Raw genomic sequence first — 25,603 nt, forward strand, 5'->3', positions numbered from 1 at the left:
GGGCGCAGGCGGTCGATCGCGTCGGCCAGGTGCGACCAGAGGCCGGAGCGGGTGCCGGGTGCGAGGCCGGCCATCTTCCCGACAGTGGAGACGTCTTGGCAGGGGAACCCGCCGCAGAGGATGTCCACCGGCGGCACCTGAGCCCAGTCGATGGAGGTGATGTCGCCGAGGTTCGGGGCGTCCGGCCAGTGGTGCGCGAAGACGTGCTGTACCGGGCTGATCTCGGAGAACCAGATCGTCTGCGCGCGGAAGACGTGCTCGACGGCGAGGTCGAGGCCGCCGTAGCCCGAGAATAACGACCCGATGCGCAGCGGCACGGGGCCGACGTGCTTGGCGGGGTCTTCTCGCATTGGGGCTCCCGGTGATCGGCGATCCCGGCCCGCACGCGGAGTGCTGCCGGATGGTCACCTCTCAGGTGCGCCCAGCACCCATCCCGAGCGCCTGCCCAGCACACGCAAGCCGCACCGCCGCCGCCCAATCAGGCCGCCTCGCCGAGCACCGCAGGCCACCTCGACGTTCGCCTCGCTCCTGAGCTTCCACGCGTCTTGCAGATGAGGTTCGAGCCCTCGCCTCAAACGCCGAACTCCGATTCGTCACCTATGGCCGCCGATAGGCTCGTGGCATGACGACGCAAGATCCCGTTGCCGTGCTTGGTGGCGCTGTAGATGGGTTTCGCGCCTTTGCAGCAACCGTCAAGGCAGGAGTGCCCCGAGTGCGTGCCGGTTCAGCAATCGAATCCGATCAACAGCTCGCTGGCAACGTCGTTATCCCTCACTTGATCGTGTCCGGGCTGATCGGCTCCGTTGCTGACCATTTGTCGGCTTGGGCAGAGCTCGCAGACAGCCAGGACGACGAGACGGGGCTCCTCCTGCATCTCGCAGCTGATTACACACTGTTCCGGCCGGTGGTCGAAGGGCTCGTCGAGGCCATCTGGATTCTGGACGGCACGGAACCGGCCCAGCGCATCAAACGCGCAATGGATATCGCGAAGATCGAATACTCCCACGGATCGAGGTTCGTGAAGGAACTCGGCAAGGCGAGGTTCCCTGACGACAAGACCGCACAAGGCATCGCCGCTCTGGAAGGCATCATCCGCGCCACTGCCCAGGCAATCGAACTCGACCCAGACACCTATCTTGAAGAGCGGGCGATTGATCCCTCCTCCATCACGAGAAAGATCGCCCACCGGGTCTCCGGCAACACCCTTCGCACATTCCGGTTCTGGGCAATCACCTCAGCACACGCTCACGGACAGTTGATCTCAACGCTCCGGTTCGCGCAAGAATCGAAGCTTACTGGCGTGCATGAGGGCGGTGCCCACTACGAGACTGATGAGAACCTGCTAGCCGAACTAGTGCTCTTCATCGCTGAACTCCTTGATATCGCGGTGACCCTCCTCAACGAGCAAGGCTACGAACTCGCCACCTGGCGCAACCCTGGGAGAGCCACACGGCTGCATGGGGTTGCATCGCGGGTTGCGGCGCCATGAACTGCAATCCCTTGTTATGTCTCGGGACATCGGTGAACTGCAATCCCTGCATGATGCCATGTAACCCGACTGCCGACCACGCGCTGATGGTTGATAGAACAGAGGCATCGTGATCGCACCTATCTGATGTGACGGTCTCGATGCGCGTGATGAGCGCCGGTGACGGCTATAAGTACCTGCTGCGCTCCGTCGTTGCGGGCGACGGCGACCGGAGTCTTTCGACGCCGCTGACTCGCTACTATGCCGAGGTCGGGAATCCTCCCGGCCGCTGGCTCGGCTCTGGCCTCACCCAGCTCGGCGAAGGTCGCATCACTCCCGGCGAGGACGTATCGGAGCAGCAACTCCAGCTCCTCATCGGGATGGGCTGCGACCCCGTGACAGGCGACCCGCTCGGCCGCGCCTTCCCCGTCTACAAGACCCCGGCCGAGCGCATCGCCGAGCGCGTCGAAGCCCTCGACCCGAACCTCGGCCCGGCCTCGCGCGCGGAAGCAATAGCCGAGATCAAAGCCGAGGAACAAGGGCGCGGCAGCAGGAAGGCCGTTGCCGGGTACGACTACACCTTTTCGCTGCCGAAGTCAGCGTCGGTGCTGTGGGCGGTCGCCGATGCTGGTACTCAAGCGCTCATCGCCGAGGCGCATCACGCGGCGATCGCCGAAGTGCTCGACTTCATGGAACGCGAAGTCGCCGCCACCCGTGTCGGCATGACCGGCGCTGACGGTGGAGCGGTCGCGCAGGTCGATACCTTCGGGCTCGCCGCGACGGCATACGACCACTACGATTCTCGCAGCTCCGACCCGCACCTCCATACGCATGTCGTCGTGTCGAACAAGGTGAAGACCACGCTCGACGGGCGGTGGCGGTCCTTGGACGGGCGACCGATGCACGCCGCGACCGTCGCGCTCTCCGAGTTGCACGAGGCGATCATCGCGGACCATCTCACTCGGCTGCTGGGCGTGGAGTGGGAGGCGCGGGATCGGGGCCGTGACCGCAACCCGGCCTGGGCGATCAGGGCGGTGCCGGAAGAGCTCGTGCTCGAGTTCTCCACCCGCGCCCGCCAGATCGACGCTGAGAAAGACCGCCTCATCGCGGAATACGTCGAGAAGCACGGGCGGCAGCCCTCGGCCGCGGCGATCATCAAGCTCCGTGCTCAAGCCACCTTGTCCACGAGGCCCGAGAAGCAGGTGCGATCCCTCGCCGATCTCACGACCGAGTGGCGCAAGCGGGCCACAGCACTGCTGGGGCGGGAGGCGTCGGAATGGGTGCGAGAGGCGATCCCGGCAGCACCCGCACGGGTGCTGCGCGCCGACGACCTTCCTTTGGATGAGATCGAGAGGATCGGCCGCGCTGTGATGGAGGCGGTGGGTGAGAAGCGGTCGACCTGGCACCGCTGGAACCTGACCGCCGAGGCCGCACGGCAGACGATGGAGTACCGTTTCGCTTCGACACGGGATCGGGAGGCCGTCACCGGAATGGTCGTCGATGCCGCCGAGCGTGCCTCGTTGCGGCTGACTCCGCCGGAACTCGCGTCGACGCCGGCCCGGTTCCAGCGTCCGGATGGGTCGAGCGCGTTCCGTCCCCGCCACGGCACATTGTACTCGTCCGAGGCGCTGCTCGATGCGGAGAAGCGGCTTCTCGAACGCTCCCGCACCTTGACCGGTCCCGAGCTTCCGCTCGCCCTGATCGAACGAGTCATCAGGCGGCCGGATCGGGAGGGGCGGATGCTCGGCCCTGACCAGGCCGACGCGCTTACCAGGATCGCGGTCTCAGGCCGTCAGCTCGATCTCCTCGTCGGCCCGGCTGGCACCGGGAAGACGACCGCGATGCTCGCGCTCCGCACCGCCTGGGAACAGCAGCACGGCGCCGGGTCTGTCGTCGGACTCGCCCCGTCAGCGGTCGCTGCGGAAGTGCTCGCCGGAGATCTCGGGATCAAGACCGAGAACACGGCACGCTGGTGGACGCTGCACATCATGACCGGCCGAACCTTCCGGGCCGGTCAGCTTGTGATCGTGGACGAGGCGAGCCTCGCCGGCACCCTCGCACTCGACCGCATCACCGGGGCTGCGGCGAAGGCGGGTGCGAAGATTCTGCTCGTCGGCGACTACGGGCAGCTCCAATCTCCGGCAGCGGCAGGTGCGTTCGGGCTCCTCGCCGGCGACCGTCACGACACCCCGGAGCTTTCCACGATCCACCGCTTTACGCACGAATGGGAGAAGACCGCATCGCTGCGGCTCCGCCTCGGGGAACCCGAGGTGATCGGAGTCTACGAGGATGCCGACCGGATTATCGGCGGCACCACCGACGACATGACCGCGAGAGCCTATGAGGCGTGGAGGGCGGACCGTGAAGCCGGGATCGCGTCGATCCTTGTCTCGGACTCCGGCGACGCGGTTGCGGCGCTGAATCTGCGCGCCCGCACCGAGCTCATCCTCGCCGATGTCGTGAACCCGCTCCGCGGCGAAGTCACGCTCAACGGCGGAGTCCAAGCCTCTGTCGGCGACACGGTGATCACGCGGAAGAACGAGAGGAAGCTGCGCACCCGGTTCTCGTGGGTACAGAACGGGAACAGGTGGACGATCACGAAAGTGCGCCGCGATGGATCAGTGACCGTGCGCCCCGCTGGCCCAGGCCGTGGCGAGTCGATCGTGCTCCCCGCGGAGTACGTCGCCCAGCACCTCGACCTCGGCTACGCCGTCACCGCATACCGGGCACAAGGGGTGACGGTCGATACCTCGCATGTGCTGGTCGACCCTTCCATGACGCGCGAGAACCTGTACGTTGCGTTGACCCGCGGCAAGGACGCGAACCTTGCCTACGTCGCTACCGATGCCCCAGATCATGCGCATGCGCATCCGCACGAGGTCGAAGACATGGAAGAGGCAGCCCGCCGGGTGCTCTACGGGGTGCTGCACCATTCTGGGGCTGAACTCTCCGTGCACGAGACGATCCAGGCCGAGCAGGAACGGTGGGGGTCGATCCTGCAGCTTGCGGCCGAGTACGAGACGATCGCGACCGAAGCCCAGCACGACCGTTGGGCCACTCTCATCCGCGCCTCCGGCCTCACCGACACGCAAGCAGAGGCCGCACTCTCATCGGAAGCGTTCGGGGCACTCGCCGCCGAACTGCGCCGCGCCGAAGCGAACCATCACGACGTCGACCAGCTCATGCCCCGCCTGGTCGCCGCGCGCGGCTTCGACGACGCCGACGACATCGCCTCCGTGCTCCACTGGCGCGTCACAAACGCCACCGCCAAACCTGCGAGCGCGGGGCGCACCCGCCGGGCGCCGCGGCTCATCGCTGGACTTATCCCTGTCGCGGCCGGGATCACCGACCCCGGCATGAAGCAGGCGCTCGCGGAACGGCACCAACTCATCGAGAACCGTGCGACCAGCCTCGCCGCGCAGGCGGTCGCCGATGGCGCTGCGTGGATTCAGGCGCTCGGGACTCGCCCTGATGAACCGCGGAAGCAGGACGCCTGGAACCGGCATGTCCGCACGGTCGCTGCCTATCGTGACCGCTACAGGATCACCAGCACCGACGCGCTCGGGCCGGAGCCTGATGGGGTCGCGCAGAAGATCGACCAAGCCCGAGCCGCGCAGGCAACCCAGCGAGCGAAGCTGCTCACGACGCAACGGCCTCGGCTCGCAGTAGCGAGGAACGCCTCCGCCAGCCGGGGCACCCGACTCCTATAAGGAGCCTATCCGAGCGTGACTACGCAATCGCGCTTATCGCCGTTCGGTCGCACCCAGTGCAGTTCAGCCGTAATCTGTGATGGCGAGGCCATGCTTTGCCACCAATCGACGCGGAAGAACTGGCCGGGCCTCATGTCTTCGGTCTCTGGCATCGCAAGTCTCAAAGACTCCTGGGCGGCATACTTCTCGTCGACCTTGAGCGTGACGCCTGTTACAGGTTCCTCGCCGCCGAGCTGGAACTTCCACGCCCGGCCGGCGGACACCGGCTGGGCGACCATGGTCCAAGGATTTTTGTAGCGCTCGCGCTCAGCACGTTGCTGTGAAAGTTGCTCCTCTATTGCTGAGGCAATACGTTCGGACGCCGCGACTGCCCGAGCCTCGTGATCTTGAGCGGACGCCGCAGAGTCCTTCGCGTCGAGCCGCGAACGGCGCGCCTCCCATGCCTGCCACCCCGCTACCAGCGCCGCGATGACGGCTACCGCTGTCGCTATCCACTCCATGACGTCGAGCCTAATGCGAACCCCTGACGTGCTTGATCGACCCGACGGCGCCTCGCGGCGGTATATGCGCCGCTTTCGCTTGGACGCCGCGCGGCATGGGGGTTCCCGTTCCGAGCAACCCGACCTACAGTAGAGGGCAGGGCGGCAGACCCCTGCGATAACTCTTGATAGCCCTTTCGGGCAGGCCTCCGGGCAACTCTCAAAGCGCCGCCTTCACGGCTATGCGCTACGAGAGGAACACCATGCTTCGATTCATCTTCGCCGGAGTTGCACGCACCTACTACCTCCTGGCCCGCTACGCGCCCGGTCCGCGACTGATCTCCCGCATCTGCCGGCGCGATGGCCTGAAATGGGGCGTACCCGCGATGCTCGTCTCGGTGCCCTACTTCCTCCTCGCAAACATCTTCAAGCGCGTCCTCGAGGGCGGCGGAAACCTCTGGTTCAGCGTGCCGCTCCTGTGCTGTCTCGTCATGGGAATCGCCTTCCTCGCACTCGGCCCGATCAGCTTGCTGCTGCTCGCGAAGACCTGCATGAAGGAAGCAGCCTCTCGCTGGAACGTGCGGCGTCGAGAGCGGATTGCACGGGAAGTGGAAGAAAGCGCCAAACTAACCTCTCCCTCCGATTTCCAATGAGTCAAGGAACCTTCGACTATGCGTGCGAGGAGGTGTATGCGAAGCGCTCTCGTCCGTCGACGGAAGGTCGTCAAGATGCCTCTGCGGATATGTCGGCTGGATTCGGTTCGTGCTAGTCGATGCCTGGGACGTGCGGCACGAGTTCGAAGACTCCCTCCGCCACTTTCGCGAGACGCGAGTCGGGAGTCTCAACGGGCTGGAACTCGACCGCCCAGAGTCTCGACCTTCCCACGACCTTGATGCCGAGGGGAATGACGCCATCGATGGCTCCCAACGTCGATGACTTCGCCGACGCGACAGTGGTTTGCAATGTGTGCGCTGCGCGAGCGATCTGAGGAAGGTGGAGCTGCTCTCGTCTGCCCTTCACCTCTGCGGAGACCAGCCACTGGCCGTCGTCGGCGAGCAGGCTGAATGCGGCATCCGTCTCGCTGCCCTTCATCTTGATGCCGGTCTGCAGAAAATTCACCTCGTGCACGCTGCGAGGCGGAACATTGCGCGGAGAGCAGAGCGCGAAGAACGATGAGACCACGTTGAGCCGATCCGCGACTTGAGAGTGCCAGTTCTCTCCGGATCGGCCAAGCACCTTCATCGCCTGGGGCATCGAAAGGGACTGCAACTGTCTGATCGGGAGCTGACCGTCGAAAGGTAGCTCATCTACGAACGGTGCCGATTGCCCGTCCGGCACGGGGACGAACATGAAGACGGCTCCGGCACGGAGCCCGATCGCGTCGTCTCCGGTGAAGCCATGTGCGAAGACCTGGGTCGGCCAGTTCCTGTTCAGGCTCTTCGCTCCGCCTCGGGTCAGGTCCTTCCAGAAATTCGCACGGTTCGCGCTCGGCTTGAGGTTCGCGCCGGTCGCCCTGATGCCGTCGGCAATATCGTCCATCGTGACGATGTGGTCGGCAAGCATGCCTGTAGTCGCATCGTACTTCCGCTCGAGGAATATCCACTCGATGACCTGGGTCTTCTCGCTTGCCACTAGCCCAGGCTAACGAAACGCCCGCTGGCCGCGCGCTCGACTCGCGGAGCATGTCGGCCCGCTCGGACGGCATGCTCGGCTGCCTCGCACATGGAGCCGAATGCTCCCGAAGCGCCACAGGGGGTCTCCCGCTATGCGAAACTCGGATATCAAGGACAGATGGGAGGCGGCAGCCATGGGCGAGCAAGGATTCATGCCGACGAGCCCTCGACTGCACGCCAAGAGCGGGAAGTGCACGCTCTGCGGCGAGCGGGCGAAGCTGACGGTTGCGCACATGCCGCCGATGGGCGCGCTCAACCGTGGCAACGCGGCCTTCGGCGGGCTCGAAGACGGTCTCGCATTGGCCTATGGGCGTCCTCGATCAGGCGGTTTCCGGATCCCGGCGCACTGCGAAGAATGTCGTGCCCGCACATCGCCCTGGGACGACGAGTACATCGAGTGGGCGAAGATATTTGCGCGCTCTCTGCGCGTATCCGAGTGGAAAGGCGAACGCGAGCATGTGGCGGGCACGCTCCCGGAAGTCAGGCCCGGTAGGTTCATCCGCGCCGCGCTCGCAGGAATGACGGCGCTGGCGCCGAACCTCATCGACACCCATCCTGAACTCATCCGAGCGGTGAGGGAAGGAACGCCTACCGCATTGCCGCAAGACCTCCGGTTCCTAATGGGAGTCGCGCCGGAGAGCGCCCGCCCGCATGTCGAAGGATGCCATGGAGGAACCGCCCTGGTGCTCTCGAGCGAAGGGGAGATGGTTGCGAGGCCGACGCTGTCGGCGGTGATTCACTTCCCGCCGTTCAGCTTGTTGCTGGCAGACCAGTCGCTTTTGGAGGAACTTCCCCACGCGGACTGCACCGACTTCCTCCAATGCCCCGTGGAGGAGATCGCCGACGTGCAGCTCGTCCTTCCCTCGGTGGACCTGCCCTCTCTCCCCGCGGATTCGCCGGTTCCGATCTCGATGCTGAAGTTCTCGACTGCCCTCGTTTGACGGCGCGAGCACGAGCCACGCTCGCGCTTCCGAACAGGAGGGACGCCCGAGCTAGCTAGCTTCGCACCCGCGTCGCGACTTGGCAACTGGCAGGCTGGCAGGATGAATCCATGCCGACACCATGCATGTCCCATTCGCTGCGAGCAAGCCTCCCGAGTTGCCCTTTCGGTGGTGCGCCTTGGCTAGGCCCCGAACGCCGATAGGCACATTCGGGAAGATCAGCCACCGGAACCTGGGCAAGGGGAGATGCGAGGCTCGTGCCCGCTACCGAGACTGGGATGGGAGGCTCCGTGCGGTCCAGTCCACCGGGTCCAGCGCGGCGGCAGCCGAGCTCGCCCTCAAGAGAAAGCTCTCCGAGCGCTCTCTCTTCCAGCCAGGCTTCGTCGGGCTCAGCGCCGACAGCCGCTTCTCCCAACTCGTCGAATACTGGCTCGAGGACATGGAGATCGAAGACCGCCTCTCGCTCACCACCCGGCTCCTCTACGAGCGGAACATGCGAACCCTCGTCGCCCCGTCCTTCGAGGAGCTCGCGCTCCGAGAGATCGGCGTCGCCCGCTGCGACTACTTCATCAAACGACTCGCCACGCGAAGCTACAACCGCGCCCGGCAGGCGCGGGTCGTACTGCGACTTGCCCTCGGCCTCGCTGTTCGGCACGAGGTCATTCCCAGGAACCCCATCGACCACGTATCTCGCTTGCGGCGTCCGGCGAGGGCTCCCGATGCGTTCGAGGACCCCGAGGTCTCGATGATCCGAGACGCGATCCGCGAATGGGAGGAGCGCCCGATCACGGCCGGGCCAAGGCCAGACGGGCAGCTCGGCCAGATCGTCGAGGCGCTGCTCGGCACCTCGGCGCGGATCGGAGAGGTCCTCGCGATCCGCATCCGCGACCTCGACCTCCGTGGCGCACAGCCCACGGTGCGGATCTGCGGCACGATCATCAGCCGCAAGGGCGAGCCCACGCACCGGCAGAGCCACCCGAAGACCTCCCGCTCGGTGCGGACGATCGCGCTCCCGCAGTTCGCTGTCAGGGCGATCCGGGAACGGATGAGGAACCGGCTCTCGATCGACCCCGACGCGCTGCTCTTCTGCAACCGCACCGGCGGGCCGCTGACCACGAACAACGTCCGCAGTCAGCTCCGCGCCATCATGGACGCGGCCGGCCTCCAAGGCGTCACCCCGCACCGCTTCCGCCGAACCGGCGCGACGACGATCTACCAGGCAGGCGGCATCGAGCTCGCCGCCGGGCTCCTCGGCCACACGGATCCGAGGATCACCCAGCAGCACTACGTCGTGCGAGACGATCTCGTAGACCCGTCCACCGCAACGATGCTTGAACTGCGATTCGGCAGGCCCGCCCGCCCGGGCCGTTCTCCGGCCGCGCAGCCCGAGTAGGTTTCCTGCTCCTGTTTCCCGCAGAGGGGTCTTCGCATAGGGTCGAGATATGGAGTACGACGGCGTGGAGATCCCCGGTGATCTCGAGATCCGCGTCTGGAACCCGGACAGCGGTTACCGCACCTGCCCGGAATGCGGCGGTGATTGCGTGCCCGAGCCGAGCGGCTCTGGCGGGAACGGCATACGCATCATATTCGTTTGCCCCAGCCACGGAGTGCACAGCGTCGTCGACCCGTTCGAGCACAAGCGCTGATGAACGAAGCCGGGCCGCGCAGCACGATCATACTGAACCCCGCGCAGATCGCGGTACTCGAATGGATCAAGAACGGATGCCCGGCAGGCGCCTATCCGGAAGACAACTACAGCCATCGCATTTCCGCGCGGGCGCTTCAGAGCCGCGGCCTCGTCCAAGTGTCTGGACACGGGTAGAGGTGGCGGGCCTGGCTCACCGAACGCGGAAAAGCCTGGCCCGCCGCAATCGCAGAAGACGAGGAAGCGCGGAAGCGCCAGGAGCAGGCGAAGCAGCGCGAACTCAGCGCGCATGACCCCGGCTCAGGCTCGAAGATCACGGTGTATGCGGAGCCAGATCCGCGGGCCGGGGCGACAGTAAGAGCGATGCGGAAGATCAGCAAGCCCAAGCCCGCGAAGCCTCGGAAGATCTCGGTTAAGCAAGTCAGCAAGCAGGAGACCTACATGAAGTACAAAGTCGTCGTGACCCGGGTCCAGGTCGCCGAGCGCTGGGTACGCGCCACCGACGAAGAACACGCCTCCCAGAAGGTCCAGGAAGAGTTCGATCGTCCCTACGGCTACTTCGGTGCCTGGAAGACTACCGCCTCTGAAGTGGAAGTCGTGGAAGCCGAGCAGACCACAGTGATCCGCCCGAATCTCCTGTCGGAGACCGGGCCCATGCTGCTCTCCCTGAAGGATGCGGGAGCAGCGCTCGGCATCCCGTACTCCGCCGTCTACGAGCTCACGAACAAGGGCGAACTCGAGCACACCCGCATCGGGTCCCGGAAGTACGTCTCCCGCGAATCCCTGATGGACTTCATCAAGCAGAACACCCACCGTGGCTACTACGCTGGCTGATCTCCGCCGCTAGACGCATCGAAAGAACCGGAAACAGCTTCCGCGCTGCAGTTCGATTCACGGTCAAGAGCGCTCGGCATCGCGGCCGCGCAAGGATCGCTCCGCGGCCTAACGCACGCCGTCGATTACAGCCGAATGCCGATCAAAGCCCTATGTGGAGACCGGCAGGCCGTCACGCGCAATCCCAGATCGCCTCGCAGGCGAGGTACTCGCGAACTACGATCCGAACGGAGAGGTGAGTGTCGAAGACCGAGAACGAATAGCGGTAGCGGCCGGTCTGCACCTCCACCCAGGAGTCTTCGAAGGCCTCCTTGCTCACCCGGGCGAGCGCAAGGCTTCCCAGCTCTGGGAAGAGGCGGCCGCAGCCGGCACCGTCCTCGAACTCTCGCCGTTCGAGTTCGCTCATGCAGGCGAGCGGGTGGATCGATATGCTGGTCGGCCCTGCGAGCCGAGGATATTCCTCGTAGGCGACGTGGCCCCGAGCTAGCTTCTCCACGACCGGGAGGACCTGCTCTCGATCCATCTCCCAGGCGAGGCCGTCAGCGGACTCGCGTCTCGCCTCGGAGATGCGCTCGCGGAGACTCGCCGAACCGGGCTCCTGGAACATGCGTGCTACCTTCGCGCGCTCGAACCGCGTCGGGTCGGTTCCGCCGGAGACCACGCATTCCAATAGGCAAGCCAGGTACCGCTCTCCACGAGAGAAGCCGTTGTTGCACCTTCGGCAGCATGCGACAGTAGGCAAGGTCGTCGGGAGAGGGTCGTCTAGCAGCGCTTTCGAAGGGACGTGGCCTCTCGTCCGCCGCCGCTCTTCCGCATCCTCGAACAGCCCAACGTCGCCAAGGGCACGCAGCGATTCGATTTCCTCGTCATCGGCGAACGAGCGCCCCCAGTAGGTGCACCCCAGGAAGGCACGGCGCTCCTGAGTGGAATGAAGACGAGGATCCATAGCCCGAGCCTAGCCGGGGCGCCCCATAGTGCACGGCGGTCGCCCCCATTGCGCGTGTCAGTTCGACGAACATCGATCGACGAGGATATCCTCTTCCCATGTCGATCGATGTTCGCCGCCCGCTGGCAGTAGACCTCTTCGCCGGAGCCGGCGGACTCTCCCTGGGGCTCGAGCAGGCCGGATATGAGATTGCAGCGGCGGTCGAATACGATCCCATCCACGCGGCAGTCCACGAGTTCAACTTCCCCCAGGGGAAGACGTTCTGCAAGGACGTGTCGAAGATCACCGGGAAGCAGATCCGCGAAGAATCGGAGATCGGCGACCGCGAGATCCACCTCGTCGCAGGTGGCCCTCCCTGCCAGGGCATATCGATGATCGGGCGCCGGGCCATCGACGACCCCCGAAACTCCCTGCTGAAGGAGTTCATCCGCGTCGTCCTCGAACTCAAGCCCCGCTACTTCCTCATGGAGAACGTCGCCGGACTGATGGTCGGAGACCACCGCCAACTCATCGACGAAGTCGTCGACATGGTCGAGGCCAGCGGAGACTACCGCGTCGTCACTCCCATCAAGGTGCTCCAAGCGGCGGACTACGGGACGCCGCAGTCGCGACGCCGCGTCATCCTCCTGGGCGCGCGCAACGACGTGGAGCTCCCAGCGTACCCGGAGGCGACGCACCTCCCGCGAACCATCAAGGGCACGGTCCCCGCGCAGCGGAAGGGCGGCCTTCCGCTCGGCCCGAGCGTGCTCGACGCCATTGGCGACCTGCCGGACGCAGACGACTTCGACGAGCTCCTCCACGACGACAACGTCGACAAGGTCGTCTACGGCAAGCCCAGCGACTACGCAGCGAGACTGCGCGGGACGAAGAAGGATGCGACCGACTTCTCCCGCCCGCGCCCGCACCTGGCCGACGAACTGACCTCTTCCGCGCGCACGGTGCACACGAAGAAGTCCATCGACCGCTTCAAGGGGGCCGAGCCCGGCAGCACCGAGCCGGTGAGCCGCTTCCTCCGACTTCACCCAGAAGGACTGTGCAACACGCTGCGAGCGGGAACCGCCTCCGACCGGGGCGCCTACACGGCGCCCCGCCCGATCCACCCGACGCACCCGCGCGTCATCACCGTTCGGGAAGCCGCGAGGCTCCACGGATATCCTGATTGGTTCCGATTCCACGTCACGAAGTGGAACGGCTTCCGGGAGATCGGCAACTCCGTACCGGCTTTCCTGGGCCGAGCGGTGGGCGCAGCGTTGCTGGAAGCTGACGGAGTCGAACCGCAGAGAACCCGGAAGCCTGTGAAGCTCGGCTCCGAGGACCTGCTTTACATGACCTCGGGACAGGCCCACGAGTACTTCGGGCTCAAGGAGCGAGTGATCCCGCAGCGTGATAGGAAGGTCGGTTAGGCGTGGGAGAGAAGCCACTGGAACCGGCGAAGCAGAACCGCTACCAGCAGCTCGCCGCATGGGTCTTCGCCAAGCACTACGTCGATGGCGCCACCCGCGTCGAATGGACTCGGGACGAGCTACCGGAGGCAGCCGAAGCACTCGGGATCGACCTGCCGAAGAACCTCGGGGACGTCGTCTACGCGATCCGCTACCGCATCAGCTTCCCCGAGGCCATGCTGGCTGCAGCACCGGAGGGCAAGGAATGGATCATCCGCTCCATCGGACGCTCGAAGTATGCCTTCGACCTCATCCCCGCCCAGGTCAGAGTGAAGCCGAACCTCGCGCTCACCGTCACGAAGATCCCCGACGCCACTCCCGAGATCATCGCATCCAGCGCACTCGGCGACGAGCAGGCGCTGCTTGCCCTGGTCCGCTACAACCGGCTCATTGACATCTTCCTCGGCGTGGCCTCCTACTCGTTGCAGAACCACCTCCGTACCACAGCGAAGGGCGTCGGCCAGGTCGAGGTCGACGAGGTCTACGTCGCCGTAGACCGGAACGGGAGGCAGTTCATCCTCCCCGTGCAGGCCAAGGGCGGATCCGACGAGATCGGCATCACGCAGACCGAGCAGGATATGGCCGTATGCGCCGAGAAGTGGCCGAACATGATCTGCCGTCCGATCTCGGCGCAGTTCGCCGACGACGGCAGGATCGCCCTCTTCGAGCTCGCACTCCAAGATGACCAGGTGCGCGTGCGACGCGAATCCCACTACAAGCTCGTCCCCGCGAAGGAGATCTCGCCTGCCGACCTCGCCGGATACGGACTCGCAGCAACCGACGACATCTAATGTGGGGCGGCATCCCGGTCCGAGGAATCGGCGCGAAGACCACGAGATCCTGGGCGGACACTGCCGCTTGGTGCTGAGGCCGCTAGGCTTCCTTCGAGGAACTCAGGGCCGCCAGGACTCGCTCGACTGCATCTGAGAGTTCTTCGTGCTCCCAGACGCGCACGACGGACCATCCGGCGTCGACGAGAAGTTCCGTGTTCCTGATATCGCGTTCCACGTTGCGCGCGAACTTCTGCGACCAGTAGTCCGTGTTGGACTTCGGCTGAGAGGCGTGCTCGGGGCAACGGTGCCAGAAACATCCATCGACGAACACAGCGACCTTCCGTCGCGTGAACACGATATCCGGGCGCACCCTTCCACCCGGCAAGTCGATCCGAAGATCGCACCGGTACCGGAGCCCGGCTCGGTGGAGAGCAGAACGCAGGGAAATCTCGGGCTTCGTATCACGGCGTCGATTCGCCTGCATGATACGTCTCCGAAGAGAAATAGGCGCCTCTGGCTGGCCGGACACATCGCGAGGAGAAGGCCTGCTATCCATGCGCCCAGACTAGACGCGATGCATAGAGGAGGGCTTGGAAGCTCCATGAAGTATCGAGTAGGCCGGTATCATCCCAAGCATGACCGTTGAAATCATTCGAGGCGCAACTACCAAGCCAGCCGCAACGGATGAACTGGTTCGGTTCTTTTCGGGTGCGACGGATCTGGACGGACAATTGATCCTTGGCTTTCCGAACTTGGGTGGCCAGGCGGATGATGCGACGCCTGATGCGCTCTGGCTCTCACAAGAGTACGGGCCAGTCCTCTTCGACCTCGTCGAGGGAACCGAAGTAGGCAACTTCGAACGACGACAGGAAGACCTGTTCCGTCTCTTTCAGGCGCGCCTTTTCCAGAATCGTGCACTAGTCCAACGCCGCAAGCTCCTGGTCGAGCCCAAGGTAGTGACCTTCGCCCCCGGGACGAGCATCGCGCGCTTCGAAGACGAAGTGATCGCCGCGAACGCATCGAACATGAGGGAAGCGATAAAAGCTCTCGGGCATCAGGAGCTCGACGAAGAACTGTTCCAGCATCTGCTCTCCTCGGCTCAGACCATCTCATCGATCAGGCGAGCCCGACAAACCCGCGTCGTCGCTAAAGAGGACTCCCGAGGGGCGAAGCTCTTACAGCTCGAGAGCTCAATCGCGACGCTGGACAACCGCCAACACCACGCCGTCATCGAGACGATCGATGGAGTGCAGCGGATACGCGGACTCGCCGGCTCCGGCAAGACAATCATCCTTGCACTCAAGGCTGCCTACCTGCACGGCCGCCACCCCGACTGGCGAATCGCCGTGACCTTCTACACTCGCGCACTTAAAGAACAGTTCCGGCAGTTGATCACCACCTTCTGCGTGGAGCAGTCCGGCGTCGAACCGGACTGGGACCGCATCCACATCATCAATGCATGGGGCGGCCGTGGGGGGCCAGAGCGGACCGGCATATACAAGCAATTCTGCGATGCCAACGACGCCACCTACTACGACTTCCAAGCAGCCGCGAACGAGTTCGGCAAGGGAGATGCCTTCACGAAAATAGTTCGTGCGGCGCTTGACGAGACGAGCTCTTCCAAGAAAATCTACGACGTCATCCTCGTAGACGAAGCGCAAGACTTCCCGCCGGAGTTCCTCCGCATGTGCTATCTGATGCTCGGCGAAGAACGTCGACTCGTCTACGCTTACGACGAGTTGCAGAGCCTGACCGGAGCAGGCCTTCCCGATCCAGGGGCGATCTTCGGCCTCACCGCGGACGGAGAGCCACTCGTATCGTTCGAGCCCTCGAGCTATGACCTCGGCGCGCGGCGCGACATCGTCCTCGAGAAGTGCTATCGGAATTCCCGTCCCGTGCTCGTCTCCGCTCACGGCATCGGATTCGGCACGGCACGGAAAGCGCGATCCGTAGATGAGATCGGACTCGTGCAGATGTTCGATCAGCCCAAGCTCTGGCGAGATATCGGGTATCACGTCGCCGGAGGCGATCTGCTGCCAGGTCATCCAGTCACGTTGGCAAGGTCACCTGAATCGAGCCCCCAGTTCCTCGAAGCCCATTCACCGCAAGACGATCTGATTCAGTTCAAGGTCTTCGACTCGCAGGCTGAACAATATGAATGGGTCGCCAGCGAAATCGAACGTAACCTCACCGAGGATGAGCTACGTCACGACGACATCATGGTCATCAACCCCAACCCGTTCACAGCGCGCTCGAACTTGGGGCCGCTCCGAAAGGGACTCATCGACCGAAACATCGCGAATCATCTGGCTGGAGTCGACCTCTCCGCCGACATCTTCTTCGCTCCGGAACATGAATCCATTACCTTCACCGGGATCAACCGCGCCAAGGGCAACGAGGCTGGCATGGTCTATGTCGTCAACGCGCATGAGGGGAACGACGAACGACGAAACCTCGCAGTTGTGAGAAACCGCCTATTCACCGCGATCACCCGAAGCAAAGCGTGGGTTCGCATTTGCGGAGTGGGTCCTGAGATGGAGTCGCTCGCCGAAGAGTTCGAAGCCGTGAAGAAAGCGAAGTTCCAGCTGAGCTTCGACTATCCGACTGATGAGCAACGAGACCTCCTGCGTATCGTCCATCGCGAGGTATCGAAAGTCGAAGACGAGCAGATAGTGGAGGCGGGAACGGCCTTCCGGCAATTCATCGACGGGGTCCGCTCGGGCCAGCTGTATCGCGAGGATCTGCCGAAGGATCTCCTCGACGAGTTGAAGGACCTCCTCGACCGGGAAGAGAATGGCTAAGTCAACGCTTGCGAACTCGATCAAGCGCGAGCTCGACGAGCTCATCGGGAAACTAGTCGAGGTAGGCCTAGCGGATTCCCAGAACTTCCCCTCTGAGAGGAAACTGGCCGATGGCCGGTGGGCGGTATCCACGGACGGCCCTGACCTCGCTATGGCATTGAAGAAGCGCCCCTACGCCAACGTGTATGCCTCGCTACGCGAGAACAATACCTACGGTGCGCTGCTCCTCGACGGCGCAATGCTTCAATTCTCTTACGAAGGGGCGGGAGAGGCACTGATCCGGCACCGCCTTTCCTACTTGCCGTCTCCCAGCCTCGAACCTTTTCAGAACGACCCGGAGCTGTACTTCCACGAGCTTCATTTCGTGGACATCGTGGGCTATCAAGTCGTTCCCGTCCCGATCCGCTTCGACTTCGATGCAAGAGAAGGCGTTGCGGTCGAAGTCACGCACCCGGTCTCACATTTGACGCTGGGGCAGTACCAACACTGTCGCCTTCCGGTAGTGCGACCATTGGCTCCTACCGACTTCGTATCCTTTATCGTGCGGAATTTCTACTCGACCCCGGCGTCGAAGCCAGTCGACTTCCCCTCGTACGTCGATGGCCTAATCGACTCGATCACCGACGTCGAACGAGCGCACGTCCATATGATGTTTCCAATGCTCTCCTGAACAACCAGCACCTCGTGCGGTTCCCATGCTGCCCTCCGATCATGAGCCGGGATCGACGCGCTCGATAGCGACTACGGCAGAGGTGTGTCGGACAGTGCCGAGGTAGTCTTCGACGCACTCTACCTGGCGGGCTCCTTCCGCGTAGAACATGAAAACGGCGCCTCGAATGTCTCGGAATGCGCGCCAATCAAGGAGCGGGATCGCCTGACCGTCGCCGTAGAGCTCTTTCGATTCCATGCCGTACTCAGGATCTCTGGGAGCCTGCTCTCGCCTCCGTAGGAGATCGCTCGACCCACCGGGTCCAACGACCACGCGATAGACACTTCCGTTTGCGGTGGTGATTACATACTCGCCTGGCTCCGCGAGGCTACGGTCGAGGTACTCGAAGCTCTCGACACTGCGCATTTCGGGCTCCTTGTAGCTTGAACAGGCTCGGCTAGGACGCTACCTTCTCGGCCCATTCCACCAATGATCCTTGTGCCGCAGCGGCAATCACTGCCCTATGCATCGAACAGACTACGTGCCAAGGATTTGGTCCATGATATCTGCCGTCGATGCGTCGACATTTTCGCACGATACGACGTAGCTGCTGCGTGTGGTCTGTTCGCTCGCATGTCCAAGCAAACGCGATGCGAGAGTAATGCCCGCCCGGCGTTCGACTTGCGTCGCTACCGTTCGCCGGTAGGCGTGTGTCGAGTATTTCTCGACGTCGACGCCGATATGCGTAAGGGATTCGCGGTTATCGTCGATGAAGGATCGAAGCAGTCGCTCGTAATTGCTGACGCTCATCGGCCGGCCAGTGCTCGTTTGGAATAGCAACGCGTTCTCGCCACTCGGCGCGAGCGCAAGGCGGCGGCGAAGAGCGGATGCAGCCATGGCAGGAAGCGCAATGCGGCGGCGTTGCCGCGAGTGCTTTGGCGAGTCCTTTCGGAAGATCCCCTGGGCGCTGTTCTGCACGATGGTCCCGTTTATGGAAATGGTTGGAGGAGCCGAGGTTAGATCCACGTCGCAACGCCTCAGTGCGAGGCATTCGCCGATTCTGGCCGAAGTTCCCAGCATTATGTCCATGCCGTCGGCCAATGCGCGGAAATTCGGTCGTGGTCCCATGCCTCCCGACTCGCGCCAGTGCTCCATCAAGTCGCGTATCGCGATGATCTGCTCAGGAGAGAGGACAAAGGTCTTCTTCGCGGGGCGGGGAAGCCGCTGCACGTCGCGTACGGGGTTGCGAGGAAGAGCTTCGTCGCGGACCGCATAGCCGCATACAAGCCCTAGAACCGAACGCGCTCGTCGTGCAGACGACAACGACTGCTCGAGGAGGATTAACTGAATGATCCTGTCACAGCGCCCTGCTGTCAACGCATCCAACGCAACCCCGCCGCATCGTGGAACGATCGTCAAGCGAACCGTGGATTCGTAGGACTCAAACGTCGAATGGGACAAGCTGCCCGTAGCGGCGCGAATGCGGATGCTCTTGAGCCATGCGTTGCAGGCTTCCTCGACGGTGCTCGCGGGAGAAAGGCCCGTTGTTCCAGCAACTCCGTATCGTGCCAGGCTCCTCATGAGACGGGCACGTGCTTCATCGGCTGTTCGCCCGGTCGCCCGAGCCTGGCGAATTGCTCCGGCATTGTCGCGAGCGCGCGCTCTCGCCCTATAACCTCCATCTGCAATCTGCACGATTTGGATCTTGCCGATTTCACCCGCAGGGATAGGAGGTCTTGGCACGGTTACTGTCCTCTCTTCTTTTTCTCGAAGCTATAAGAACTCCCGACAAGGTGCGGACATAACTATGTCTTGGAAGTGGGCGCCCGCTGTCGATCAGAGGTTCGGGTGCTCAGCCGCCTGCCTGCACGGGTAGGCGACAGGAGCCCAAGGCGACCATAGCTAGCTGCCATAAACTCACCACAAACTTCGTTCTTGCAGTACCTGAGGCCGCGAAGCTAGTGGGCCAATCTAGTGGTCAACGCCTTGCAACGCATGAAATCCATGACGCGCTGTGCAACGGGAGAAAAGGAATAACCCCGGTCAAGTGCGGTAAATCGGCCAGCTTCTTACCTGGGGGTCAAGGGGTCGCAGGTTCAAATCCTGTCAGCCCGACAGTGAAGCTCTGATGAAATGCATGTTTCATCGGGGCTTCTGGCGGATTTGGGACAGTCCTAGTGGGCACAAGGTGTCTCGTCTGGATCAAGTGTGCTGCAAGCCCCTTGCAAACGGGGCATCAGAAGCTCAATGCAGCAGATCATGCGGATGCGGCCGGGATTGTCTAACTGTGTCTGGCCCGGCCAGCGCGGGGCCAGACGCGTTCCGAAGCGTCGAGGCCGGTGCCGTAGAGGGCTCATCTAAATGCTGGTTCGGCCTGGTGCGGGCGTCAGTGAGGGCGTTTGCTCATGTTCAGCATCTTCCATGGTGCGTGCTCCGCCGAGCTTGCTGGTCGGTCCATTGGCATTCTCTCTGAAACCGTTTCTGATCTGGTGGTGGCAGGCCTTGTAGGTGTTGCGTTGCAGGTGCGCGAGGCGGCGTTGTGCGCGAGCCTCGGGGGAGTGATCTTTGGGGGCTGCGCGCAGTCCGGGGCCGCCATTGCGCACAGCTTCCCGTGGGGTCTTGGGGCGCTTCAGGTGGTGGCTCCGCGCGGCGTACCCTTCGCGGAAACCCCGACTTCAGGCGACCGTGCTTCCTGAGGTCTGGTGGTCAGCACGCACCTGCCGGTGCGGGGCTTGAATTTCTCGAGTGCGAGCACATTGTGTGTGGTGCCCGTGGCCGCGATGTGGGGCTGAGTGGCCAGCGCCAGGCGGGCTCGCTGCGGAATGGGGCCGCCCGCACTGTCAGGATCCTGTGCGCGGCCTTGTCGATGAGTCGTTCGAGGAGGCTGTCCGGCTAGCCTTCGCGGGTTGCGACTTCACGTGGGCAGTTCGATGAAGCCCCGAGGTCGGGTGCTTACCGCGCTGCGTATCTGCTGCTGTTTCTTGTTCTTCGCGAGGTTGCTCTCGCGGGGAGAGTCAGCCGTCAGTTTCCTGGGTGCGCCCGTTCGGGGCTCCAGTGTCGACGCGGGTGTTGGGGGTGTCTGTTGGCAAGCTGAGCCCTCGTCGCAGGAGAAGAACTTGACAAGCTGGATACCCCAGGGGGTATAGTGACGATAGTTGAAAATACTCCCCAGGGTATTGGGACTTACGCGAAAGATGAGGAGCACAGTATGTGTCGAGCGACGAAGTGCCGCACCTGCGGAAAGACGACCTGGGCGGGCTGTGGTCAGCACGTGGCCATGGTGAAAGCGAGCGTGCCGGCGTCGGAGTGGTGCGGCGGCAAGCACTCGCAGGCCCAGATCGACGCGGCGAAGGCCGAGCGGGGAGGGTTCTTCTCCCGGCTCTTCGGTCGCTGAACGACGAACAGGAACAGAGCCATGACGACGAAGAACCTGACTCGGGCCGACTTCGCTGAAACAGTTGCCTCGGGCATCGTGTTTGTTGACTTCTGGGCGGCGTGGTGTGGACCATGCCGGGCGTTCGCTCCCGTATTCGAGCAGGCCTCGGCGCAGCATCCGGACATCGTGTTCGCAAAAGTCGATACCGAGGCCGAGCAGCAGCTCGCCGCAGAGTTCCGCATCACGTCGATTCCGACGCTGATGGTGTTCCGTGACGGGATCATGGTCTACGCGCAACCAGGCGCCCTCCGCGCCCCGCAGCTCGATCAGCTCATCGAAGGCGCTCGCGATCTCGATATGGAGGACATCCGCAGGCAGCTCACCGAACGCAACGCTCAGCCCGCATCTTCAGCACCCACCCATCCACAGGCACATCGTTAGAGAGGACCCCACTATGTGCGCTCGAATCACCTGCTCGATTTGCGGAAAGCCCACCTGGGCCGGTTGCGGCCAGCACATCGACGAAGCCCTCGCAGGGGTTCCCGAAGCCGACCGCTGCAGCTGCCAGTGAAGCTGCTCCGTTTACGACATCGAAGGATCTGATCATGCTGTTGGAACGCATTTACGACGAGGATCTTGCGCAGGCGAGCTACTTCATCGGCTGCCAGGCGAGGGGCGAGGCAATCGTCGTCGACCCGCGCCGCGACCTCGACGTATACCTTGAGCTCGCTGCGAAGCACGCCATGAGCATTGTCGCTGTCACCGAGACACACATCCACGCCGACTACCTTTCGGGCACCCGCGAGCTCGCCGCGAGGACCGGCGCGCGGATGTACATCTCCGACGAGGGCGGCCCGGACTGGACCTACGGCTCCGACTTCGACAGTGCAGTGCGGATGAAGCACGGCCACCGGATCAGGCTCGGCAACATCGTCCTTGAGGCGGTGCACACGCCTGGCCACACTCCCGAGCATATGTCCTTCCTCATCACGGACGGCGCGCAGACAGACGAACCGGGATTCATGCTCACCGGAGACTTCGTGTTCGTGGGTGATCTTGGCCGTCCCGACCTCCTCGACGAAGCCGCGGGCTTCATCGACACCCGCTTTCAAGGCGCGAAGGATCTCTTCACGAGCCTGCGCGACCGCTTCCTCACGCTGCCCGACTACGTGCAGGTGCTCCCGGCGCACGGCTCGGGCAGCGCCTGCGGCAAAGCGCTCGGCGCGATCCCCTCAACGACTGTCGGCTACGAACGCAATTTCTCCTGGTGGAGTCGGTACCTGAAGAACGATGATGAACAAGGCTTCATCGATGAGCTCCTCAGCGGGCAGCCCGATGCGCACGCCTACTTCGGGCGGATGAAAATGGAGAACAAGGTCGGGCCCGCTGTGATCGGTGAGCAGCCCGAGCTCGTCGAATACACAGCCGAGCAACTGTCAGCGGAACTTGCCGCCGATACGGTCATCCTGGTCGATACCCGACACAACAGTGACGTGCACCGCGGCACTGTCGAGCGTTCGCTCAACATCCCCGGTGTCGACAAAGCTGCCAGCTACGGAGCTTGGGTGGTTGACCCCTTGGTCGAGCAGCGTCCCCTGGTGCTTCTCGCCGCCGACCTTGATGAGGCCGAGGCGATGCGGGATCACCTGGTTCGCGTCGGCATCGACACGGTGCGTGGGTACGTCACCTCGCTCAGCGGTCTCGATCTGGTGACTCCGAGGCTTGTGCAACCGGAGGAACTCGACAGTGTCGAGCGGGTCTTGCTGCTCGACGTGCGCAACAAGACCGAGTTTGCGGAGGGCCACCTGCCCGGTGCGCGGCAGCTCTCAGGTGGGCGCGTGATGTGGAACCTCGACCTGCTCCCCGACCCTGGAGCCGGCACGATCGTCACGTACTGCCAGAGCGGAGTGCGGAATAGCGTTGCGGCCAGCGCGCTGCGCCGCGCTGGCTACGATGTCGCCGAGCTCGATGGCAGCTACGCGGCCTGGAAGGCAGCAGGCAACGTGCCCGAGATCGGCGCACTGGCCACAGTCTGAGCGGTCTCACGGGTGACCGTATTTCCCCGCTCGGGGCCCCGCATGGAACTGACGCTCATCATTGCCCCGCTGCTTGCGGTGCTTGTCGGTTTCGTGCTGGGGCTCCTCTGCTCGCCATGGGTGCATTCGTCCTCACTCAGGAAGCCCCGAACCTCATGAAAGGCTTCGCGTGAACCGCACAACTCACCGCGCATCCGCAGCCGCTCGGCCGCGCATCGGCCGGATTATCCCGGGCTACACCGTTCCGGTGATCAACGAACGTGAGGCAAGAGCCGCAGCAGGCCTCCTTTTCCTCCCCGGTATCGTGCTCTATCTCAATGCCGTTCACACGGGAAGCGCCGACCCGTTGAAGCCCTTCGGTGCAGTGTTCGTGCTCGACATGCTGATCCGCGTCCTCGCCGGCGACAGATTCGCGCCCTCCCTCGCCCTCGCACGCATGATTGTCGCCCGGCAGCAGCCCGAATGGGTCGGCGCATCCCAAAAGATGTTCGCATGGTGGCTTGGCTACAGCATGGGGCTCGCGGCCTGTCTCGCGACCGGCATTCTCCAGGCGCCGCTCTGGGTCACGCTCATCCTCTGCGGTGTGTGTCTTACCTTCCTCTTCTTGGAAACAGCGTTCGGCATCTGCGTAGGATGCCGACTTCAGTCCCTCTTCTCGCGCACCCCACCGCAGTACTGCGCAGGCGGCACCTGCGAGATGCCTGACGCCACTGTGCCCGTGCCCGAACCCCCTACTCGCTCACAGATCACCCCTTCCGTAGATTGACAGGACCCACAATGCTTCGAACGCTCACCAAAATCGCTCTTCCGGTAGCCGCTGGCGCGCTCGCCCTCGGCCTCGCAGCCTGCTCCAGTGCACTCGCCCCTGCGGGTGCCCCCGAGATCCCAGAGAATGCCGTTATTCTCGATGTGCGCACTCCCGCGGAGTACGCGACAGGGCACCTCGAAGGAGCGAAACTGCTTGACTTGAATGCTGGTGAAGTCGCGGAAGCCATCCCAGATCTCGACCCCAACGCGGCCTACCTCATTTATTGCCGATCCGGGAACCGTGCAGGCCAAGCGCTCACGCTCATGGAGCAGGCCGGATTCACCAGCCTCACCAACCTGGGTTCTCTTGAGCGAGCTGCGGATGCCACAGGAGTCAGCATCGTGCGGTAGTCATCGTGGACCCGCGGTCTCCACCCAGAATCCGACGGGTGCAGAGCAGGCGTCAGCTCTCAGTCGCGGGATCCTTCGCGACCTCAGCGTCAGAGCCTTCTGGCCGCTGCGGGTGCAGGCGAAAAGTCGCTGCAAACCCAAAGATGAGAAACGCGGATCCGACGTAAGCCGACCATTGTGTGCCAGCGGTGAATGCATCTGCGGCAGCGACGCCGACTGACGGATCTTGTGCCCTCAGCGCAGGGATCGCCGCCCCTGCTGAACGGTCGAGGGTGGTGACGAGCTGGGACCGTGCGCTGCTCGGGATCGAGCTGAACTGTTGGTCCAGTGTGGTGGCGAAGCTGGTGGAGCTTACGGTGAAGAGCACGGTGCCGAGCACAGCAATGCCGAGAGCGGAGCCGATCTGACGGGCGGTGCTCTGGGTGCCCGAGGCCTGTCCAGAGAGCTGCTTGGGCACGTCGACAAGGATCACCCCAGTGAGTTGGGCGGTGGCGAGACCCACTCCCAAGCCATAGATGAAGAGGCACGGCGCGAGGAGCACCCACGTCGAGGTGGCGGCAAGACCGATGCCGAGGGCGAGGACACCCACGAACTCGAGCAAGAGCCCGATGCGAACGATCACGAGGGGGGACATCACTTTGAGCAGGCCGCTCGAGAGGCCGCTTGCGACGAACGAACCGATCGCAAGGGCGAGGAGCACGAAGCCGGTTTCAAGCGCGCCGTACCCGGCGACGTTTTGGAGCCAGAGCGGGATCGCGAGGAGAATGCCGAACTCGCCGAGTGACACAATGAGCGCCGCCACGTTGCCGTTGCGGAACGAGGGGATGGTGAACAGTGAAAGCGAAAGAAACGACGCCTGGCCAAGCCGTTCGCGTCGCCGCGCACGCACGATGAAGAGCACCACTGAGATCACCGTCACCGTGAAAGATAGCGGGACGACTGATACGGCAAACGGCCACTCCCAGGAGCCGATGGTGAAGGTGTTGGCAGGATTCACCGCCCACCAGCCATAGGTTCGCCCCTCGATGAGCCCGAACACGAGTGACGCGCTGGCGAATACGGAGATGATGGCGCCGCCGAAATCGATGCGTCCCTGTGCGCTGGGGTCTCGATGATCGGACACGGTCGCGAGGAGGCCGATGATAATGATCAATCCCAGCGGAATGTTGATGCCGAACGCCCACCGCCATGAGTAGTACTCGGTCAGCCATCCTCCGAGCAGCGGGCCCAAAGCTACGGTGCCGCCGATTGTCGCGCCCCAGACGGCAAACGCGATTCCGCGCTCGCGGCCGGCGAATCCGGTGTTGATGATCGAAAGGGTGGTGGGGAGCACCATGGCGCCGCCCACCCCTTGCAGCACGCGTGCGAGGATCAGCAACTCTCCGTTGGGTGCGAGCGCCGCGAATATCGAAGCCGCACCGAATACTGCGATACCGAGTATGAGGAGTCGCTTGCGCCCGTGCCGGTCGGCGAGTGAGCCGAAGACGAGCAGCAGCGCAGCGAACACCAGCGTGTAGCTCTCCTGCACCCACTGCACCTGAGTTGAGGTGATGCCGATGTCGTCGATGATGCTCGGAATCGCAACGTTCACAATCGTTGCATCGACGATGATCATCGCGACGGCAAGACTGATGAAGAGGAGACCGAACCACTTTTTGCGCGTCGAATTCAT

23 protein-coding genes and 1 pseudogene are annotated in these 25,603 nt (G+C 63.6%); 16 read left to right on the plus strand and 8 right to left on the minus strand.

The features are described from left to right. Positions 1-14 precede the first annotated feature (14 nt). Positions 15-350: pseudogene (locus WFL22_RS09305) on the minus strand (DNA cytosine methyltransferase); the annotation flags it as partial. A 272-nt stretch (positions 351-622) separates the two neighbouring features. On the opposite strand from WFL22_RS09305, the gene WFL22_RS09310 reads away from it, so the two are divergent. Further along, positions 623-1,489, plus strand: coding sequence for a hypothetical protein (locus WFL22_RS09310; protein ID WP_336992456.1), 867 nt, complete (start codon positions 623-625; stop codon positions 1,487-1,489). A 140-nt stretch (positions 1,490-1,629) separates the two neighbouring features. Beyond that, positions 1,630-5,178 carry a MobF family relaxase gene (gene mobF, locus WFL22_RS09315; protein WP_442918975.1) on the plus strand — a complete coding sequence of 1,183 codons (3,549 nt, stop codon included), beginning with the start codon at positions 1,630-1,632 and terminating at the stop codon, positions 5,176-5,178. A gap of 5 nt (positions 5,179-5,183) precedes the next feature. On the opposite strand, the gene WFL22_RS09320 is transcribed toward mobF, so the two are convergent. Beyond that, entirely contained in the window at positions 5,184-5,678 is a 495-nt protein-coding gene (locus WFL22_RS09320; RefSeq protein WP_336992460.1) for a hypothetical protein, read from the minus strand. Positions 5,679-5,920: 242 nt separating this feature from the next. Between WFL22_RS09320 and WFL22_RS09325 the strand changes: the two genes are divergently transcribed. Further along, positions 5,921-6,310 carry a hypothetical protein gene (locus WFL22_RS09325; protein ID WP_336992462.1) on the plus strand — a complete coding sequence of 130 codons (390 nt, stop codon included), beginning with the start codon at positions 5,921-5,923 and terminating at the stop codon, positions 6,308-6,310. Positions 6,311-6,422: 112 nt separating this feature from the next. On the opposite strand, the gene WFL22_RS09330 is transcribed toward WFL22_RS09325, so the two are convergent. Continuing rightward, positions 6,423-7,289, minus strand: coding sequence for a hypothetical protein (locus WFL22_RS09330; protein WP_336992464.1), 867 nt, complete (start codon positions 7,287-7,289; stop codon positions 6,423-6,425). Between the two features lie 175 nt (positions 7,290-7,464). Here WFL22_RS09330 and WFL22_RS09335 point away from each other — a divergent pair, with 175 nt between their 5' ends. From WFL22_RS09335 to WFL22_RS09350, 4 genes are all read left to right on the plus strand, one after another. After that, the gene (locus WFL22_RS09335; RefSeq protein ID WP_336992465.1) at positions 7,465-8,271 is read left to right on the plus strand and encodes a hypothetical protein; all 807 of its coding nucleotides are present in this window, start codon (positions 7,465-7,467) and stop codon (positions 8,269-8,271) included. A 121-nt stretch (positions 8,272-8,392) separates the two neighbouring features. Then, positions 8,393-9,664 (plus strand): tyrosine-type recombinase/integrase, encoded by a 1,272-nt coding sequence (locus tag WFL22_RS09340; protein WP_336992467.1) that lies wholly within the window; start codon positions 8,393-8,395, stop codon positions 9,662-9,664. A 49-nt stretch (positions 9,665-9,713) separates the two neighbouring features. Beyond that, entirely contained in the window at positions 9,714-9,917 is a 204-nt protein-coding gene (locus WFL22_RS09345; protein WP_336992469.1) for a hypothetical protein, read from the plus strand. A 440-nt stretch (positions 9,918-10,357) separates the two neighbouring features. Next, the gene (locus WFL22_RS09350; protein ID WP_336992471.1) at positions 10,358-10,750 is read left to right on the plus strand and encodes a helix-turn-helix domain-containing protein; all 393 of its coding nucleotides are present in this window, start codon (positions 10,358-10,360) and stop codon (positions 10,748-10,750) included. Positions 10,751-10,922: 172 nt separating this feature from the next. Here WFL22_RS09350 and WFL22_RS09355 read toward each other — a convergent pair whose 3' ends face one another. Beyond that, positions 10,923-11,357: a hypothetical protein gene (locus WFL22_RS09355; protein WP_336992473.1), complete on the minus strand. Its 435-nt coding sequence runs from the start codon at positions 11,355-11,357 to the stop codon at positions 10,923-10,925. 437 nt (positions 11,358-11,794) lie between these two features. On the opposite strand from WFL22_RS09355, the gene WFL22_RS09360 reads away from it, so the two are divergent. Together WFL22_RS09360 and WFL22_RS09365 are read left to right on the plus strand one after the other, a co-directional pair. Next, a complete protein-coding gene (locus WFL22_RS09360) occupies positions 11,795-13,099 on the plus strand; it encodes a DNA cytosine methyltransferase (protein ID WP_336992475.1) in 1,305 nt (434 codons plus the stop codon). 2 nt (positions 13,100-13,101) lie between these two features. Further along, positions 13,102-13,929, plus strand: coding sequence for an endonuclease (locus WFL22_RS09365; RefSeq protein ID WP_336992477.1), 828 nt, complete (start codon positions 13,102-13,104; stop codon positions 13,927-13,929). Positions 13,930-14,011: 82 nt separating this feature from the next. On the opposite strand, the gene WFL22_RS09370 is transcribed toward WFL22_RS09365, so the two are convergent. Continuing rightward, a complete protein-coding gene (locus tag WFL22_RS09370) occupies positions 14,012-14,467 on the minus strand; it encodes a very short patch repair endonuclease (RefSeq protein ID WP_336992479.1) in 456 nt (151 codons plus the stop codon). Between the two features lie 79 nt (positions 14,468-14,546). Here WFL22_RS09370 and WFL22_RS09375 point away from each other — a divergent pair, with 79 nt between their 5' ends. Both WFL22_RS09375 and WFL22_RS09380 read left to right on the plus strand, forming a co-directional pair. Then, positions 14,547-16,712, plus strand: a complete 2,166-nt coding sequence (locus WFL22_RS09375) for a DEAD/DEAH box helicase (protein ID WP_336992481.1) — start codon at positions 14,547-14,549, stop codon at positions 16,710-16,712. Beyond that, positions 16,705-17,382, plus strand: coding sequence for a DUF2290 domain-containing protein (locus WFL22_RS09380; RefSeq protein WP_336992482.1), 678 nt, complete (start codon positions 16,705-16,707; stop codon positions 17,380-17,382). Before WFL22_RS09375 ends, WFL22_RS09380 begins: the two co-directional genes overlap by 8 nt. 39 nt (positions 17,383-17,421) lie before the next feature. On the opposite strand, the gene WFL22_RS09385 is transcribed toward WFL22_RS09380, so the two are convergent. Beyond that, entirely contained in the window at positions 17,422-17,787 is a 366-nt protein-coding gene (locus WFL22_RS09385) for a hypothetical protein (protein ID WP_336992484.1), read from the minus strand. A gap of 111 nt (positions 17,788-17,898) precedes the next feature. Further along, a complete protein-coding gene (locus WFL22_RS09390) occupies positions 17,899-18,942 on the minus strand; it encodes a tyrosine-type recombinase/integrase (protein WP_336992486.1) in 1,044 nt (347 codons plus the stop codon). A 1,627-nt stretch (positions 18,943-20,569) separates the two neighbouring features. Between WFL22_RS09390 and WFL22_RS09395 the strand changes: the two genes are divergently transcribed. The 5 genes from WFL22_RS09395 (at position 20,570) to WFL22_RS09415 (ending at position 23,931) form a co-directional block, all read left to right on the plus strand. Further along, positions 20,570-20,755 (plus strand): hypothetical protein, encoded by a 186-nt coding sequence (locus WFL22_RS09395; RefSeq protein WP_336652107.1) that lies wholly within the window; start codon positions 20,570-20,572, stop codon positions 20,753-20,755. A 21-nt stretch (positions 20,756-20,776) separates the two neighbouring features. Further along, positions 20,777-21,178: a thioredoxin gene (gene trxA, locus WFL22_RS09400; protein WP_336992488.1), complete on the plus strand. Its 402-nt coding sequence runs from the start codon at positions 20,777-20,779 to the stop codon at positions 21,176-21,178. 164 nt (positions 21,179-21,342) lie between these two features. Continuing rightward, positions 21,343-22,773 carry an MBL fold metallo-hydrolase gene (locus tag WFL22_RS09405; RefSeq protein WP_336992490.1) on the plus strand — a complete coding sequence of 477 codons (1,431 nt, stop codon included), beginning with the start codon at positions 21,343-21,345 and terminating at the stop codon, positions 22,771-22,773. Between the two features lie 169 nt (positions 22,774-22,942). Continuing rightward, complete coding sequence (locus tag WFL22_RS09410) at positions 22,943-23,539, plus strand: DUF4395 domain-containing protein (protein ID WP_336992492.1); 597 nt, start codon at positions 22,943-22,945, stop codon at positions 23,537-23,539. Positions 23,540-23,550: 11 nt separating this feature from the next. Continuing rightward, a complete protein-coding gene (locus WFL22_RS09415) occupies positions 23,551-23,931 on the plus strand; it encodes a rhodanese-like domain-containing protein (RefSeq protein WP_336992494.1) in 381 nt (126 codons plus the stop codon). A 52-nt stretch (positions 23,932-23,983) separates the two neighbouring features. Here the strand turns inward: WFL22_RS09415 and WFL22_RS09420 are convergent, their stop codons facing one another. Beyond that, complete coding sequence (locus WFL22_RS09420; protein ID WP_336992496.1) at positions 23,984-25,603, minus strand: MFS transporter; 1,620 nt, start codon at positions 25,601-25,603, stop codon at positions 23,984-23,986.

This window comes from Leucobacter sp. VD1, assembly GCF_037150695.1.
GTDB lineage: Bacteria > Actinomycetota > Actinomycetes > Actinomycetales > Microbacteriaceae > Leucobacter.

Coding starts and splice junctions, on each gene's coding strand:
- WFL22_RS09310 (WP_336992456.1), top strand. CDS start 623: ATGACGACGCAAGATCCCGTTGCCGTGCTTGGTGGCGCTGTAGATGGG.
- mobF (WP_442918975.1), top strand. CDS start 1,630: ATGCGCGTGATGAGCGCCGGTGACGGCTATAAGTACCTGCTGCGCTCC.
- WFL22_RS09320 (WP_336992460.1), bottom strand. CDS start 5,678: ATGGAGTGGATAGCGACAGCGGTAGCCGTCATCGCGGCGCTGGTAGCG.
- WFL22_RS09325 (WP_336992462.1), top strand. CDS start 5,921: ATGCTTCGATTCATCTTCGCCGGAGTTGCACGCACCTACTACCTCCTG.
- WFL22_RS09335 (WP_336992465.1), top strand. CDS start 7,465: ATGGGCGAGCAAGGATTCATGCCGACGAGCCCTCGACTGCACGCCAAG.
- WFL22_RS09340 (WP_336992467.1), top strand. CDS start 8,393: ATGCATGTCCCATTCGCTGCGAGCAAGCCTCCCGAGTTGCCCTTTCGG.
- WFL22_RS09345 (WP_336992469.1), top strand. CDS start 9,714: ATGGAGTACGACGGCGTGGAGATCCCCGGTGATCTCGAGATCCGCGTC.
- WFL22_RS09350 (WP_336992471.1), top strand. CDS start 10,358: ATGAAGTACAAAGTCGTCGTGACCCGGGTCCAGGTCGCCGAGCGCTGG.
- WFL22_RS09355 (WP_336992473.1), bottom strand. CDS start 11,357: ATGTTCCAGGAGCCCGGTTCGGCGAGTCTCCGCGAGCGCATCTCCGAG.
- WFL22_RS09360 (WP_336992475.1), top strand. CDS start 11,795: ATGTCGATCGATGTTCGCCGCCCGCTGGCAGTAGACCTCTTCGCCGGA.
- WFL22_RS09370 (WP_336992479.1), bottom strand. CDS start 14,467: ATGGATAGCAGGCCTTCTCCTCGCGATGTGTCCGGCCAGCCAGAGGCG.
- WFL22_RS09375 (WP_336992481.1), top strand. CDS start 14,547: ATGACCGTTGAAATCATTCGAGGCGCAACTACCAAGCCAGCCGCAACG.
- WFL22_RS09380 (WP_336992482.1), top strand. CDS start 16,705: ATGGCTAAGTCAACGCTTGCGAACTCGATCAAGCGCGAGCTCGACGAG.
- WFL22_RS09385 (WP_336992484.1), bottom strand. CDS start 17,787: ATGCGCAGTGTCGAGAGCTTCGAGTACCTCGACCGTAGCCTCGCGGAG.
- WFL22_RS09390 (WP_336992486.1), bottom strand. CDS start 18,942: ATGAGGAGCCTGGCACGATACGGAGTTGCTGGAACAACGGGCCTTTCT.
- WFL22_RS09395 (WP_336652107.1), top strand. CDS start 20,570: ATGTGTCGAGCGACGAAGTGCCGCACCTGCGGAAAGACGACCTGGGCG.
- trxA (WP_336992488.1), top strand. CDS start 20,777: ATGACGACGAAGAACCTGACTCGGGCCGACTTCGCTGAAACAGTTGCC.
- WFL22_RS09405 (WP_336992490.1), top strand. CDS start 21,343: ATGCTGTTGGAACGCATTTACGACGAGGATCTTGCGCAGGCGAGCTAC.
- WFL22_RS09415 (WP_336992494.1), top strand. CDS start 23,551: ATGCTTCGAACGCTCACCAAAATCGCTCTTCCGGTAGCCGCTGGCGCG.
- WFL22_RS09420 (WP_336992496.1), bottom strand. CDS start 25,603: ATGAATTCGACGCGCAAAAAGTGGTTCGGTCTCCTCTTCATCAGTCTT.